12 protein-coding genes and 1 pseudogene are annotated in these 15,585 nt (G+C 68.5%); all 13 read right to left on the reverse strand.

The genetic code is table 11. The features are described 5' to 3' along the window. Positions 1 to 2 precede the first annotated feature (2 nt). On the reverse strand, positions 3 to 845 hold the full coding sequence (locus tag PHI64_RS08040) for a phosphoribosyltransferase family protein (RefSeq protein ID WP_299881273.1): 843 nt from the start codon (positions 843 to 845) through the stop codon (positions 3 to 5). Positions 846 to 998: 153 nt separating this feature from the next. Next, a complete protein-coding gene (locus tag PHI64_RS08045) occupies positions 999 to 1,661 on the reverse strand; it encodes an NUDIX domain-containing protein (RefSeq protein WP_299881276.1) in 663 nt (220 codons plus the stop codon). Between the two features lie 86 nt (positions 1,662 to 1,747). Next, entirely contained in the window at positions 1,748 to 3,064 is a 1,317-nt protein-coding gene (guaD, locus tag PHI64_RS08050) for a guanine deaminase (protein ID WP_299881279.1), read from the reverse strand. 4 nt (positions 3,065 to 3,068) lie between these two features. Next, on the reverse strand, positions 3,069 to 4,433 hold the full coding sequence (locus PHI64_RS08055) for an 8-oxoguanine deaminase (protein WP_299881282.1): 1,365 nt from the start codon (positions 4,431 to 4,433) through the stop codon (positions 3,069 to 3,071). A gap of 623 nt (positions 4,434 to 5,056) precedes the next feature. Next, positions 5,057 to 5,977 (reverse strand): ABC transporter permease, encoded by a 921-nt coding sequence (locus tag PHI64_RS08060; RefSeq protein WP_299881285.1) that lies wholly within the window; start codon positions 5,975 to 5,977, stop codon positions 5,057 to 5,059. Between the two features lie 52 nt (positions 5,978 to 6,029). Next, on the reverse strand, positions 6,030 to 7,100 hold the full coding sequence (locus PHI64_RS08065) for an ABC transporter permease (protein ID WP_299881288.1): 1,071 nt from the start codon (positions 7,098 to 7,100) through the stop codon (positions 6,030 to 6,032). Then, the gene (locus PHI64_RS08070) at positions 7,087 to 8,664 is read right to left on the reverse strand and encodes an ABC transporter ATP-binding protein (protein ID WP_299881291.1); all 1,578 of its coding nucleotides are present in this window, start codon (positions 8,662 to 8,664) and stop codon (positions 7,087 to 7,089) included. The genes PHI64_RS08065 and PHI64_RS08070 overlap by 14 nt, the downstream gene beginning before the upstream one ends. Beyond that, a complete protein-coding gene (xdhC, locus tag PHI64_RS08075; protein WP_299881294.1) occupies positions 8,661 to 9,677 on the reverse strand; it encodes a xanthine dehydrogenase accessory protein XdhC in 1,017 nt (338 codons plus the stop codon). Before xdhC ends, PHI64_RS08070 begins: the two co-directional genes overlap by 4 nt. Before the next feature lie 43 nt (positions 9,678 to 9,720). After that, positions 9,721 to 12,033 carry a xanthine dehydrogenase molybdopterin binding subunit gene (gene xdhB / locus PHI64_RS08080; protein WP_299881298.1) on the reverse strand — a complete coding sequence of 771 codons (2,313 nt, stop codon included), beginning with the start codon at positions 12,031 to 12,033 and terminating at the stop codon, positions 9,721 to 9,723. Next, positions 12,030 to 13,496 carry a xanthine dehydrogenase small subunit gene (xdhA, locus tag PHI64_RS08085; protein ID WP_299881301.1) on the reverse strand — a complete coding sequence of 489 codons (1,467 nt, stop codon included), beginning with the start codon at positions 13,494 to 13,496 and terminating at the stop codon, positions 12,030 to 12,032. The genes xdhB and xdhA overlap by 4 nt, the downstream gene beginning before the upstream one ends. A 102-nt stretch (positions 13,497 to 13,598) precedes the next feature. Further along, entirely contained in the window at positions 13,599 to 14,237 is a 639-nt protein-coding gene (locus PHI64_RS23565; protein ID WP_366945158.1) for a 3-oxoacid CoA-transferase subunit B, read from the reverse strand. 57 nt (positions 14,238 to 14,294) lie between these two features. After that, positions 14,295 to 14,969, reverse strand: a pseudogene (locus PHI64_RS23570) (CoA transferase subunit A); the annotation flags it as partial. Between the two features lie 87 nt (positions 14,970 to 15,056). Continuing rightward, positions 15,057 to 15,560, reverse strand: a complete 504-nt coding sequence (locus PHI64_RS08095) for an acetone carboxylase subunit gamma (RefSeq protein ID WP_299881307.1) — start codon at positions 15,558 to 15,560, stop codon at positions 15,057 to 15,059. Between the last annotated feature and the right edge of the window lie 25 nt (positions 15,561 to 15,585).

The following is a 15,585-nucleotide window of genomic DNA, read 5'->3' on the forward strand; positions in this document are numbered from 1 at the left end:
GATCAGGCTCCTTGGGTGAGGGAGACCAGGCCCGGGACACGGGAGTTGGTCCAGTCGTAGGGGGTGAAGACTTTGTCATAGGCGGCGAGGAGTGCTGCTGGCCCCTGACTGAAAATGGCGTGGGTGATGTAGAGGAAGCGTCCGCCTTCCGGTATGAAAGGCATCGCGGCAGCAAGCTCCAGGAAGGTTCGGCCGCCGTCGCAGATGTCATCCACCACCAGCACGGGGTGCGTCGGCGGCAGGGGCGCGGCCAGCTCCAGGCCTGTGATGCGCCCTGTCCGTGGGTCGCGCTGCTTGCGCGCGGAGACCACCTGATCAATGCCCAACCGGCGTGCCAGATCCTGAACTCGCCGCAGGGCGCCCGCATCGGGTGCCAGCAGCGTCACCCCGTTCTTGAAGGCAGGGTCTTCCAGCACTTGCTGCACGAACACAGATACATCCCGTACCCGGACCCGGTCCAGAAGGGCCGGGGCCACGTCGCTGTGGGGGTCGGTGACGGTGACGGTGCGATAGTCCTGGGCATTGATGAGTGAGCAAAACACCTTGATCGACAGGGCTTCGCCCGGATTGCAGACCCTGTCCTGGCGGGCATAGGGAATGTAGGGCATGTCCAGATCAATGGGCGTCTGCCCGCCGGCCTGCTGGCGCAGGGCATTGGTCAGCAGCAGCAAGGCCATGACGTCGTCCGCGCTGCGCAGCAGGGCGTGAATGCGGATTGCGGAGAGGCCTTCCGGATCGATGGCCAGACGCACCTGGATCTCTCCACCCGGAAAACGGAAAACCTCCGGAACGCACTGACAGAGCGTTTGCGTGCTGCGAGGGTAGCGAAGTTCAACAGAAAGCATGACGGCGACTCCTTTGTTAGTTGCGATGTGCAACTAAGTGGTTTGCACTTTAATCTAGTTAGTTGTAATTTGCAACTAACTAGATTAAAGATATTCGTTCGTCATTTTCTCTTGCTTTCAGGTGCTACGGAAAGGGTGGATGCCGTCAGTGTTCTACTTGCGGGTGGTCAGGCTGCGGTCGAAGGCCGTGTAGCCCTGGAAGGAGTACAGCCGGGCCGGGCGGTGGGTGCCTGCAGTGAATTCCTCGCTGGGCGTCACGAAAGCGAGTTCTTCAATCTTGCGACGAAAGCTGGACTTGTCCAGCGCTTGCCCGAGCACCTGTTCATAGACTTCCTGCAGCTCCCGGAGGGTGAAGCGTTCGGGCAGCAGCGCGCAGGGCAGGGATGAATAGCCCGCCTTGCTGCGCAGGCGCTGGACCGCCTGGGCGACGATCTCCCGATGATCGAAGGCCAGTTCGGGCAGTGCGTCCACCCGCGCGTAGCTGAACACGGGTGAGCCACTACTGCGCAGCGCTTCGATGGGGGACAGGGCCACAAAGGCGATGCTGACTGACCAGCCTCGGGGATCGCGCTCCGGGCCGGAGAACACGCAGAGCTGTTCCAGATGACGAGGTATGAAGCCCGTCTTCTGGCGAAGGACTCGATAAGCGGTGTCGAGGGCGCAGCTATCCTCCTCCGGATGGACGAAGCCCCCTGGCAGGGCCTTGATGCCCTTGAAGGGATCTGCCGAGCGCTCATGCAGGGCGACCTTGAGCTGGCCGTCCTCGAGGGTCAGTAGAACGGCGTCGACAGTGAGAATGGGCTGCGGGCGGGGCATGATGTAGTTGCCGGGAGGAACGGGCGCCAATGTGCCATCGGCCCCATCGTAAGGCAATCTTCCTGCCAGGAGCTCTGTTGCCGACCTCAGCCCGGCCCCACCCGCTCCCCCATCACATGCGTCGCCACCACGCATCGCTCGTCCCCCAGAATCATCAACGCAAACAGCCTCTCCGCCAGACTGCGCGTGTTGTCCATGCGCCAGGCGAGCTCCGGCGTGGCGGTCCAGTCGAGGACGGTGAAGTCGGCTTCGTGGCCGGGCTGGAAGTTGCCGATGTGCTCGTCCAGGTAAAGGGCGCGGGCGCCGCCCAGGGTGGCGAGATACCAGCCGCGCATGGCGGATAGCGGGGTGCCGTGGATCTGGCTGGCCTCGTAGGCCTGGCCGAGGCTGCGGATCAGGCTGAAGCCGGTGCCGCCGCCCACATCGGTGGCGAGGCCTACGTGCAGGCCGGCGGCGGTGCTGGCGGCGTAGTCGAAGGCGCCGCTGCCGAGGAAGAAGTTGGAGGTGGGGCAGAAGGCGGCGGCGGCGCCGCTGGCGGCCATCTGCCGGCGCTCGGCGTCGGAGAGGTGAATGCAGTGGCCGTAGATCGTGCGCGGGGCGAGCAGGCCGTAGTGGGCGTAGACGTCCAGGTAGCTGCTGCGCTCGGGGAAGAGCTGCCGCACCCAGTCGATCTCGGCGCGGTTCTCGGCCAGGTGGGTCTGCAGGTGCAGGTCGGGGCGGGAGGCGAAGAGTTCGCCGGTGGCCTGGAGTTGTTCGCGGGTGGAGGTGGGGGCGAAGCGCGGGGTCAGGGTGTAGCCCAGGCGGCCCTTGCCGTGCCAGCGTTCGATCAGGGCCTGGCTGTCGGCGCGGCCCGATTCAGCCGTGTCGCGCAGGGTGTCGGGGCAGTGGCGGTCCATCAGCACCTTGCCGCACAGCATGCGCAGGTCTTTTGCCTCGGCGGCGCGGAAGAAGGCATCCACCGAGTGGGCATGCACGGTGGCAAATACCGAGGCGGTGGTGGTGCCGTGGGCGAGCAGGCGGTCTACCACGAAGGCAGCGGTCTTCTCGGCCACGGTGTAGTCGGCAAAGCGGCTTTCGGCGGGGAAGGTGTAGTCGTTGAGCCAATCCAGCAACTGGCGCCCGTAGGAGCCGATCACCCCGGCCTGGGGGTAGTGGATGTGGGTGTCCACCAGGCCGGGCAGCACCAGCTTGCCGCGGTGGTCGTGGAAGGTGGCCGCGGCGCGCACATCCGGCGGCATGTTGGCGCGGATGGCGGCCCAGGGGCCGGCGGCGCGGATGTGGCCGTTGGTGATCCACAGGGCGCCGTCGTCGAAGAACTCCCAGGCGGCAGGGTCGTCCGCCGGGCCGGGGTCATTGAGGTAGTGGAGGATCTGGCCGCGGACCAGGGCGTGCTTCTCGGACATGGATTTAGTGGCTTTCGGCGAGCTGGCGGGCAAGGCGGTTATGGTGATGGACCACGCGACCGAGATCCACCGTTTGCAGGATGCCGCCCACCACCACCGGGCGGCCATTGATGAGGCTCAGATCCACCTGTTCCGGCGCGCAGAACACCAGGGCGGCCACCGGGTCGTGCACAGCGCCGCCGGACAGGGCCAGGGTGTCGGCGCGGAAGGCGATCAGATCGGCGCTCATGCCCGGGGCGAGGGCGCCGATGTCGTCCCGGCCCAGCACGCGGGCACCGCCCAGGGTGGCCAGTTCCAGGGCCTGACGGGCGTTCATGGCCGCCGGGCCGTGGCCCACCCGGGCCAGCAACATGGCCTGGCGGGCTTCGCCGAGCAGGTCGGCGCCGTCGTTGGAGGCGGAGCCGTCCACCCCCAGGCCCACTGCCACGCCGGCCGCCCGCATGGCCGGAATGGGGGCGATGCCCGAGGCCAGGCGCATGTTGGAGCAGGGGCAGTGGGCCACACCCGTGCCGGTGCGGGCAAACAGGGCAATGCCCGCCTCGTCCAGCTTCACGCAGTGGGCGTGCCACACATCAGGCCCCACCCAGCCCAGGCTCTCGGCGTACTCGGCGGGGGTCATGCCGAAGCGCTCGCGGCTGTAGGCCACGTCGTTGTCGTTCTCGGCCAGGTGGGTGTGCAGCGACACCCCATAGCTGCGCGCCAGCACGGCCGATTCGCGCATCAGGTCGGTGCTCACCGAGAAGGGCGAACAGGGCGCCAGGGCCACCCGCAGCATGGCGTGGCGGGCCGGGTCGTGCCAGGTCTCGATGAGGCGGCGGCTGTCGGCCAGGATGGCGGCTTCGTCTTCCACCAGATGGTCCGGCGGCAGGCCGCCCGCCGATCGCCCGACGCTCATGCTGCCGCGGCAGGCATGGAAGCGCATGCCGATCTCCTGCGCCGCCTCGATGCTGTCGTCCAGCCGGCTGCCGTTGGGGTAGATGTAGAGGTGGTCGGACGAGGTGGTGCAGCCGGACAGGATCAGCTCGGCCATGGCGGTGAGGGTGGAGGCGCGGATCATCTCGGGCGTCAGCCCGCCCCACAGGGGGTAGAGCGTTTGCAGCCAGCCAAACAGCTCGGCGTCCTGGGCCCCGGGCACGGCGCGGGTGAGGCTCTGGTACATGTGGTGATGGGTGTTCACCAGCCCGGGCAGCACGATGCGGCCGCGCAGATCGATGACTTCATCCGCCGTATCCGGCAGCTCGGCCGTGGGGCCGACGGCTTCGATCACCCCGCCACGGACGAACACCCCACCGTCGGGGATCTCGCGGCGGTGGGCGTCCATGGTGACGAGGACGTCGGCGTGGTGGAGGAGGAGGGTTTTGGTGTTCATCGCCTTCTTCGTTTGGGTTCTTGCGGGGGATTTCCCGGTTTCTTGCATTACGTTGGCCGGGAATTCGCCCCGGCGGGCGACCTTCTTCTTTGCTTCGCCAAAGAAGAAGGCAAGAAAGGCGACCCGGCCACCCCGGTCATTCGCTGCGCGAATGACTGCCCTGCGCTGCTCCCAGCAGGCGGCCGGCGCGGAACTCGCCCTTCGGGCTCAGACAGCCGCGCCGGACTTCCCCGCCTGCTGGTGCGCTGCTCGGCGGGTCGGAACGGGCTTTTCGGATACACCGAGCCCCTGCGGAAATTGAGTCGGGCACTGGCCCTTGATCACCTGCATTTCCTTTCCCCTCTGGCGCGCCGACTGGAGGTGATGACGGGCGGAAAAAGGGCTTCGCATGTTTGAGCCCGCAGGGCGAGTTTGCGAAGACCCCGCCCGGCATTGCCGGAAGGAGGGAACCCCCGAAGGGGGCGCGACAGCGGGGTACGTTTTCTTGCCTTCTTCTTTGTCGTACAACAAAGAAGAAGGTCGGCCGCCGGGCCGAGACCCGGCCAACGATACGCAAATAACCGGAAAGCCGACCAGCAATGGCACATCGCACCCAGGTCGAATGAACTCGACCCCCACCATCTTCACGGCATCCACGGCTTCCCCAGCGAAGCCGGCAGGTTCAGCTGCAACAGCCGCTTGTCCCGGGAGATCAGCACCAGCACCACTACGGTCGCCAGATAGGGTAGTGCGGCCAGGAGCTGCACCGGCAGCGCGATGCCCAGCCCCTGGGCATGGAATTGCAGGATGGTCACGCCGCCGAAGAGCCAGGCACCTAGCAGCAGGCGGGTCGGGTTCCAGGCGGCAAACACCACCAGGGCCACCGCGATCCAGCCCCGGCCGGCGACCATGTTCTGCACCCACAGGGGCGTATACACCGTGGACAGATAGGCCCCGCCGATGCCCGCCATGGCGCCGCCGAACAGGGTGGCAGCGTAGCGGATGGCGATGACCGGGTAGCCGATGGCGTGGGCGGCGTCGGGGGCCTCGCCCACTGCCTTGAGGATCAGGCCCAGGCGGGTCCTTTTGAGTACCCACCACACGCCGGCAAAGCTCAGCAGGCCCAGGTAGGTGACGGCGTCCTGGTGGAAGAGCACCGGGCCGAGCACCGGAATCTCCGACAGGCCGGGGATGTCCAGGGGCGGCAGGCCGGGCAGGCTGTAGCTCACGTAATGCTGGCCGATGAAGGCCGACAGGCCGATGCCGAAGATGGTCAGGGCCAGGCCACAGGCCGCCTGGTTGGCGGCCATCGACAGGGACAGAACGGCGAAGATCAGCGCGGCCATGGCGCCGCCGATGGCGCCTGCAGGCAGGCCGGCCAGGGCGCCACTGCCCGAGTGGGCCGCCGCGGCAAAGCCGGCCACCGCGCCGATCAGCATCATGCCCTCGACGCCCAGGTTGATGACGCCGGTACGCTCGGCCACCAGCTCGCCCAGGCCGGCAAAGATCAGCGGTGTGGCGGCGGCCAGGGTGCCGGCGAGGACGGGGATCAGATGTTCGAGCATGGAGCCTCCGGGGGGGGATACAGGTGTCGGGCGGAGGGGCAGTGCCGGCCCCTCATGCGTAGGCCGGCTTGGGCCGGGGCTTGAGGCGGTAATCCACGAACACGTCGGCCCCCAGCAGGAAGAACAGCAGCATCCCCTGGAACAGCCCGGTGATGGCCGCCGGCAACTGCAACGCCACCTGGGCGGCCTCGCCCCCCAGGTAGAGCAGGGCCATCAGCAGGCCGGCCAGCACGATGCCGATGGCGTTGAGCCGCCCCAGGTAAGCCACGATGATGGCGGCGAAGCCGTAGCCCGGCGAGATGTTGAGGTTGAGCTGGCCCACCGGCCCTGCCACCTCGCCTACCCCGGCCAGGCCGGCGGTGAGGCCCGACAGCACCAGGCTCAGCCACACCGTGCGATCGGCCGAGAAGCCGGCGTAGCGGGCCGCAGCCGGGGCCAGCCCGCCCACGGTGAGCTGGTAGGCCAGGAAGCTGCGGGAGGTGAAGAACCAGAAGGCCAGGGAGGCAAAGGCGGCGATGAGCAGCGAGGCATTCACCCGCATGCCCTCGAACCAGGGGGTAAACAGAGCCGGGTCGCCAAACAGGATGGACTGGGGGAAGTTCATGCCTTCCGGGTCACGCCAGGGGCCATTCACCATGTAGGACAGGGCAAAGGTGGCCACGTAGGCCAGCATCAGGGTGGTGAGGGTTTCCTGGGCGTTGAAGCGGGTGCGCAGCAGGGCCGGGATGGCGCCCCACAGGGCGCCGCCGATGGCTCCGGCGATGACCATCAGCGGCAGCACCCACCAGGCGTCCACCCCGTCGAAGGCGATGGCCACGCCGCCGCCGGCCAGGGCGCCCATGATGAGCTGGCCCTCGGCGCCGATGTTGTAGATGCGTGCCCGAAAGCCGATGGCCAGACCCTGGGCGATGAGGATCAGCGGCCCGGCCTTGACCATCAGCTCGCTCCAGCCGTTGCCCGACGACAGGGGCTGGATGAAGAACACGCCAAAGGCTTCGACCGGGCTCTTGCCCAGGGACAGGAAGAGCAGGGAGCCGACGGCCAGGGTCAGGCCGATGGCGATCAGGGGCGCCAGCAGGCGCATCGACGTCGATGGGGTGGGGCGGGCTTCAAGCAGCGGCATGGTCGGGCTCCCGGTCGGTGGCGTGAGCGTCGGCAAACAGGCCGGACATCTGCATGCCGATCTTCTCGGCATTGGTTTGTGCCTTGGGCACGGCATCGGACAATCTGCCTTCGGCCAGCACGGCGATGCGGTCGCAGATCTCGAACAGCTCTTCCAGCTCTTCGGAGATCACCAGGATGGCCACCCCCTCGCGGGACAGGTCGATCAGGGTCTGGCGCAGGAAGGCGGCTGCCCCCACGTCCACGCCCCATGTGGGTTGGGCGACGACCATGGCGATGGGTTTCTGCATGATCTCGCGGCCGACGATGAACTTCTGCAGGTTGCCGCCGGAGAGGCTGCGCGCCGCTGCGCCGGGCCCTCCGCAGCGCACGTCAAAGCGTTCGATGCAGGTCTTGGCGAAGGCCCAGGCGGCCTTGGGGCGCAGCAGGCCGTGCTTGACCAGGCCCTGGCCGTGGGCCGACAGGGTGGCGTTGTCGGCCAGGCTCATGGGGGGCACCGCGCCGCGGCCCAGGCGCTCTTCGGGCACAAAGGCCAGGCCCTGCTTGCGCCGCCGCCCGGCGTCCAGGTGGCCCACCGGCGTGCCGGCCAGGCTCACGGTGCTGGCGGGGCCGGTGGTCTCGCCCGACAGGGCCGCCAGCAGCTCGGCCTGGCCGTTGCCGGAGATGCCGGCAATGCCGAGGATCTCGCCACGGCGCACTTCCAGGGCGATGTCCTTGAGGGCGGTGCCGAAGGGGTCGTCGGGGGTGTGGGAGAGGCCGCGCACGCTGAGCACCGGCGTGGCCTCGCCGGCAAAGGCCGGCACCGCGCACACCGGCAGCTCGCGGCCGATCATCATGCGGGCCAGGCTGGCCGGGGTCTCCTGGGACGGGGTGGCGGTGCCGGTAACCTTGCCACCGCGCATCACCGTGGCGCTGTGGCACAGGCTCTGGATCTCGTGCAGCTTGTGGCTGATGTAGAGGATGCTGACTCCCTCCGACGACAGGCGGCGCAGGGTCTCGAAGAGCTTCTGCACGGCCGGGGGGGTGAGCACCGAGGTGGGCTCGTCGAGGATCAGCAGCTGGGGGGCCTGGAGCAGGCAGCGTACGATCTCCACCCGCTGGCGCTCGCCCACCGACAGGCTATGTACCAGGCGTTGCGGGTCCAGGGGCAGGCCGTAGCGCTGGGACACCTCGCTGACCCGTTCGGCAAGGCCCTTCAGGTCGAAAGGCTCGTCCAGGGCCAGGGCGATGTTCTCCACCACCGTCAGCGTCTCGAACAGGGAGAAATGCTGGAACACCATGCCGATGCCCAGGCGGCGGGCCTCGGCCGGGTTGGCGATGACCACCTCCCGCCCGTTCCACTGGATCTGGCCGGCGTCGGCCTGCACCGCCCCGTAGATGATCTTCATCAGCGTGCTCTTGCCGGCGCCGTTCTCGCCGAGCACGGCGTGGATCTCGCCGGGGGCGACCTTGAGGTGGATGCCGTCGTTGGCCACCACGCTGGGGTAGCGCTTGGTGATGCCGCTCAGTTCCAGGCGTGCAGTGTCGCGGGGAGGGCCGCTGAAAGGGGGCGGGGATGTGCTCACGGGCGGGCTCCGGACAAGAGGAAGGGGGTGATGGCCACCGGCCGCGCGGCCCGGGCCACGGCCTGGCGCGCCTCGCGCACCTGCAGCAACTGGGCCGCCACCGACAGGGCAATGGCGCCGGGCTGCTTGCTGTCGATGCCGGGGATGCCGATGGGGCAGGTCATGTCGGGCAGGCGCTCGGTGGGCAGGCCGCGGGCGATCAGGCGGTGCTCGAAGCTGGCGCGCTTGGTGCGCGAGCCGATCAGGCCGAAGAAGGCAAAATCGTGGCGGGTGAAGATGGCCTCGCAGAGGCTGAAGTCCAGGCTGTGGTCGTGGGTCAGGACCAGGAAGTAGCTGCCCGCCGGGGCGTCGTAGATCTCGGTGGTGGGGATATCGGTATTCACGGTGAACACCCCCTCTGGGACGGCCGCCGGAAAGATGTCGTCCCGGGTGTCCACCCAGGTGATCTGGGCGCCCAGGGGCGCCAGGGCGTGGATGATGGCCTCGCCCACGTGGCCGGCGCCAAACACGATCACCGGAAAGCGCTCGCTGGCCACCTGCTGCTCGAACTGCCAGTGGCCGCCATCCGACCAGAATTGGGCAGGCTCGCCGCGGCCGGGGTCGGCGTCGGAGAGGGACCACAGGCTGCCCTCGTCACCCGACAGCAGGCGGCGCTGCAGGGTGCCGCCAGCGGCCACCGCCTCGGCCCGGGTGCGCCAGACGTCGGCTTCCGCCACGCCGATGCGCTCCAGGGCCAGCCATACCACGCCGCCGCAGCACTGCCCCAGGGAGGCGCCGAGGGCGAAGCGCATCAGCCGCGGTGCACCGCCATCCACCAGCAGCTCCCGGGCGGTGGTGCTGGCCAGCCATTCCAGGTGGCCACCGCCGATGGTGTCGACGATGCTGGCGCGGCCCACCAGCATGGTGGCGCCCGCCTCGCGGGGGGTGGAGCCGTCGGCCCGCACCACCGTGACCACCACCGCCGGCTGACCGGCCTCCAGCCAGTTGGCAAGGGTATGTAACCAGTCGTTCATGGTGACACCTCCAGACGGGGGGAGTGGGGAAGCTCTGTGTGGGTCACAGCTCGCCTCCGCTCAGGGCCTTGAGGATGGCCTCGGGGGTGGCGGGGGCGTCGAGCTGGGGCCGGGCGCCGGGGCCGAGGGCTGCGGCCACCGCATCGCGCAGGGCGAAGAACACCGAGAAGGCCAGCATCAGCGGCGGCTCGCCCACGGCCTTGGAGCGGTGGATGCTGTCTTCCACGTTGGTGTTGTCGAACAGCGCCACGCGGAAATCCCGGGGCAGGTCGGACACGGCGGGGATCTTGTAGGTGGAGGGGGCGTGGGTGGCGAGGCGGCCGTCGCTGGCATAGACCAGCTCCTCGGTGGTCAGCCAGCCCATACCCTGGATGAAGCCGCCCTCGATCTGGCCGATGTCGATGGCCGGGTTGATGGAGCGGCCCGCGTCGTGAAGGATGTCCACCCGCAGCACCTTCGATTCGCCGGTGAGGGTGTCGATGGCCACCTCGCTCACCGAGGCGCCGTAGGCAAAGTAGAAGAAGGGCCGCCCCTGCATGGTGACGGGGTCGTAGTGGATCTTCGGGGTCTTGTAGAAGCCGGCGTCCCACAGCTGGATGCGCGCCCGGTAGGCGTCGGCCACCACTTCGCCAAAGGCGGCGTCGAAGCCCGGGGCGGTGACGCGGCCGTTGGCAAACCGCAGGGCTTCCTGGGGCGCGCCCAGGCGCTCGGCCACGAAGCCGGCGATGCGTGCGCGGATGGCCTGGCAGGCGGCCTGGGCGGCCTTGCCGTTGAGGTCGGTGCCGCTGGAGGCGGCGGTGGCCGAGGTGTTGGGCACCCGGCTGGTGTCGGTGGACGACAGGCGCACGTCCTCCACCGGCAGGCCGAATTCGTGGGCGACGATCTGGCGGATCTTGGTGTACAGGCCCTGGCCCATCTCGGTGCCGCCGTGGCTCACCAGCACGGTGCCGTCGTTGGACACATGCACCAGTGCCCCGGCCTGGTTGTAGAAGGTGGCGGTGAAGGAGATGCCGAACTTCACCGGGGTCAGGGCCAGCCCCTTCTTGATGACCGGGCTGGTGGCATTGAAGGTGTCGATGGCGGCGCGACGGGTGGCGTAGTCGCTGCTGGCGGCCAGCTGGGCCACCAGCGGGGCGATCACGTTGTCCTCCACCTGCATGCCGTAGTGGGTGACATTGCGCTGCTTGCCGGCGCTGTCGCCGTAGAAGTTGGCCCGGCGCACGGCCAGGGCGTCGTGCCCCAGGTGGCGGGCGATGTCGTCCATCACCGACTCGATGGCGAACATGCCCTGGGGGCCGCCAAAGCCCCTGAAGGCGGTGTTGGAGACGGTGTGGGTGAGCCCGCGCAGGCTCAGGATGTCCACCGCATCCAGGTAGTAGGCGTTGTCGGCGTGGAAGATCGCCCTATCGTTCACCGGCCCGGACAGATCGGCCGAGAAGCCGCAGCGGGAGGCCAGCAGCAGCTTGAGGCCGAGCAGGCGGCCGGTGTCGTCGAAGCCCGCTTCGTACTCGATGTGGAAGTCGTGACGCTTGCCGGTGATGCGCATGTCGTCGTCCCGGTCCAGGCGCAGCTTGACGGCCTTGCCGCTGCGCACTGCCAGCACTGCGGCGATGCAGGCGATCTGCGCCGACTGGCTCTCTTTGCCGCCAAAGCCGCCGCCCATGCGCCGGCATTCGGCGATCACCTGGTGCACCCGCCAGCCCAGGGCGTGGGCCACCATGTGCTGCATCTCGGTGGGGTGCTGGGTGGAGGTGAGCAGGCGCAGGCTGTGGTCTTCGCCGGGGATGGCGCAGGCGATCTGGCCTTCCAGGTAAAAGTGTTCCTGCCCGCCCAGGTTCACCGTGCCGCGCAGCCGGTGGGGGGCGGCGGCCAGGGCGGCGGGGGTGTCGCCGCGCTTCACCTCGACTGGCGGCAGTACCCAGGATTCGGCTTCGGCCGCGGCCTCGGCGGTGAGCAGGGCCGGCAGGGCTTCCACGTCCACCCGGGCCAGGCGCGCAGCGCGGCGGGCGGCGTCGTGGCTGTCGGCGGCCACGGCAAACAGGGGCTGGCCGTGGAAGAGGATCTCGCCGGCACACAGGATTGGGTCGTCGTGCTTGACTGGCCCGCAGTCGCTGATGCCGGGGATGTCGGCGGCGACGATGACGTCACGCACGCCGGGGGCATTGCGCACGGCACTCAGGTCCAGCTTGAGCAGGCGGCCGTGGGCGATGGTGGACAGGCCCAAGGCGGCGTGCAGGGTGCCGGCCGGCACGGGGATGTCGTCCACGTAGGTGGCGCGGCCGGTAACGTGGAGGTGGGCGCTTTCGTGGGGCAGGCCGGCGCCGATGGCGGCTGTGGCGGTGTCCGGGGCGTTCACAGGGCGTCCTCCAGGTCGGCGAGGCTGCGGGGGGCTGTGATGGCGCCGCCGCATTCCAGCCACAGGCGTTGCAACAGGCCAGCGGCCACCCGGCTGCGGTAGGCGGACGACGCCCGCATGTCGGAGAGGGGCGTGTATTCGTGGGCCAGCACTTCGGCGGCGGCCGTCACCGTGGCCTCATTCCATGGCCGGGTGAGCAGGAAGGCCTCGGTGGCGCGGGCCCGCAGCGGGGTGGCGGCCATGCCGCCGAAGGCGATGCGGGCACCACTGATGTGGCCGTCGCTCACGTCCACGATGAAGGCACCGCACACCGCCGAGATGTCCTGATCCTCGCGTTTGGAGACCTTCCAGGTGCGGAAGTGACGATGGGCGGGTTGCGGTGGCAGTTGCAGCCCGAGCACGAACTCACCGGCCTCCAGGGCCGTCTTCTGGTAGGCGAGGTAGAAGTCCTCCAGGGGCATGCGGCGCAGGCGCTCGCCCTGTTGCAGCAGGATCTCGCAGCCCATGGCGATGAGGCCGGGCATGGCATCGCCGATGGGCGAGCCGTTGGCCACATTGCCGCCCAGGGTGCCGGCGTTGCGCACGGGCAGGGAGGCGAAGCGGCGGGCCAGCCCGGCCCAGGCGGGGGCGAAGGTGGTGAGGGCCGCGAAGGCGTCGGTGAGGCTGGCGCCGGCGCCGATGAACAGCCCGGCCGCGTCGCTGCGGATGGCTTTCAGCGCCTCCACAGCGCCCAGGTAGATCAGGTCGCCCGGGTCTTTCAGCTGCTTGGTGACCCACAGGCCCACGTCGGTGCAGCCGGCCAGCAGGCGCGCGTCGGGGGCGGCCAGCCGGGCCGCGGCGAGGGCCGGCAGGTTGTTGGGGGCGCTGAAGCGGCGTCCCGCGCCGACATACTCCAGGGCCGGCAGGGCGGCCAGCTCGTCCAGGGCGGCGAGCACCGCGCCCCGATCCACACCTATCCGCGGCGGGGCGTAGGCCAGAGGCACGGCGTCCACGATGGGCCGGTAGCCGGTGCATCGGCACAGGTTGCCCGACAGGCTGTCACACACGGTGTTGCGCGACGGGCATTCCGGGTGGTTCTCATACAGCGCGAACAGGGACATGGTGAAGCCCGGCGTGCAGAAGCCGCACTGGGAGGCGTGGCGGTCCACCAGGGCCTGTTGTACCGGATGCAGCCGTCCGGTCATGCCCAGGCTGTCCAGGTCCTCAACGGTGAACAGCGCCTTGCCGTCCAGGCTGGGCACGAACTGGATGCAGGCATTCACGGCCCGCAGGCGGAGCTGGCCGTCCACCCTTTCCCCGAGGACGACGGTGCAGGCGCCGCAGTCGCCCTCCGCGCAGCCTTCCTTGGTGCCGCAGGCGTGGGCATCCTCGCGCAGGTACTGGAGCACCGTACGGGTCGGCGCCACGCCGTCGAGCTGCCGGATCGCGCCGCGGAAGTAGAAGTGAATGGGACGATGGCTCATGGTTCGGGCTCGTTGCAGCCGGCGTGTCGGTATGGTTTCAAGTTAACACATGGTTTGGACTCCTGCTGCCGGTGGCGCCGTATACGGGATATGGGAAAAGTCTTATGAGCGTGGGGCGATCAGGCCGGGCGATACCGAGATGCCGCAACCCGTCCTGGCCACGACCTCCTCCACCGATACGCCGGGGTGCAGTTCGCTCAGGGTCAGGCCCCGCTCGGCATCGACGGTGAACACGCACAGGTCGGTGATGATCATGTCCACGACGCCCTTCCCCGTGAGGGGCAGCGTGCATTGGGGGAGGATCTTGGGTGTCCCGTCCTTTGCCGTGTGCTCCATCAGGACGATCACGCGCCCGACGCCGGAGACCAGGTCCATGGCCCCGCCCGGGCCCTTGACCATCCTGCCCGGCACCATCCAGTTGGCCAGGTCGCCACTGGCCGACACTTCGAGGCCGCCGAGGATGGAGAGGTCCACGTGGCCGCCACGGATCATCGCAAACGAGTCGGCGCTGGAGAAGAAGCTGCTGCCGGGCAGGCTGGTGATGGTCTGTTTGCCGGCGTTGATGAGGTCGGGGTCGATCTCGCTGGCGGGTGGGAAGGGGCCGATACCGAGCAGCCCGTTTTCCGATTGCAGGGTGACGTGGATGCCTTCGGGAATGTGGTTGGCGACCAGCGTCGGAATGCCGATCCCGAGGTTGACGTAATAGCCGTTGCGCAATTCCTGGGCGGCCCGCCGGGCCATGACGTCGCGTACCGGGTCGTGCTTGCCGGGGGCGGCGGCACCCGCGGTGGTACGGAATTCGATGCGTTTCTGGTAGCCGCAACCCTGGATGATCCGGTCCACGTAAATGCCGGGCGTATGGATCTGGTCGGGGTCAAGCTCGCCCGGTGCGACCAGCTCCTCGACCTCGGCGACGGTCACGCAGCCGCAGGTGGCGACCATCGGGTTGAAGTTGCGTGCCGTCTTGCGGAAAACCAAATTGCCGGCATGGTCGCCCTTCCAGGCCTTGACGATGGCGAGGTCGGCGCGGATGGCTGGCTCCAGCACATAGTCCTGGCCGTCGAAGCAGCGGCTTTCCTTGCCTTCGGCGAGGCGGGTGCCGAAGGCCGTGCGGGTGTAGAAACCCGGGATGCCGGCCCCGCCGGCCCGCAGCCTTTCGGCCAGGGTACCCTGGGGTACCAGTTCCAGCTCCAGTTCGCCGGCCAGGACCTGGCGTTCGAACTCCTTGTTCTCGCCCACGTAGGAGGCGACGACCTTCTTGACTTGCCGTGTCTTGAGCAGCGGGCCCATGCCGAAATCGTCCACCCCCGCGTTGTTGCCGATGATGGTCAGGTCTCGGGTGCCGGCGTGCAGGAGTGCGGCGATGAGGTTCTCCGGGATGCCGCACAGGCCGAAGCCGCCGGCGGCGATGGTCATGCCGTCGAAGAGGAGGCCGTCGAGGGCGGCGTCACTCGTTGGGAATACCTTGTTCATTGGGTGCAGTCCCCGATGTGCTGTTGGATGGGGGCCCGGTGGAGCGGCGACTGGGCGCCGCCGCTCCGGTTCAGGCCTGGGCCGGCCTCAGTCGGCGCGCTCGGGCACCGGGAGGTGCACCCATTCCTTGTAGAAGGCTTCGATGTCCGGCTCGAAGTCATGGATCACCGGGTACCACGGGGTCGGTGCCTCGACGTCGTGCAGGGTGCCGCAGGTGGGGCAGTAGTACTCCCGGTAGACCTGCCACTGGGTGTCCGGAGCCATCAGCTTGGGATAGACCTCGGTCATGGCTTCTTCGGTGTCGCGCACGTAGATGGAGGCGTGCAGCTTCCAGTTCTCCCGGTAGTCGCAGAACTCGTGGCCGCAGTCGCACTTGATGATCCACTGCTTGGTGGTGGCCGACTGCACGATGTACATGTGCGGGGCCAGGGGCAGGACGATGCGGTCCTTGAAGCTGACCTTGGCCTGCAGGGCAGCCAGGTATTGCTCGAAGCGGCTCTGGTCTTTGGGCATGGACAGCATGCGGAAGGTGGTTTCCCAGTCCAGCGTGCCCTCGACCAGATGGCTGACCTGTTCATTCGTGTATGACATTGCGTGCTCCTTGATTCGGGGTGTT

The organism is Zoogloea sp. (assembly GCF_028689785.1).
Classification (GTDB): Bacteria; Pseudomonadota; Gammaproteobacteria; order Burkholderiales; family Rhodocyclaceae; genus Zoogloea.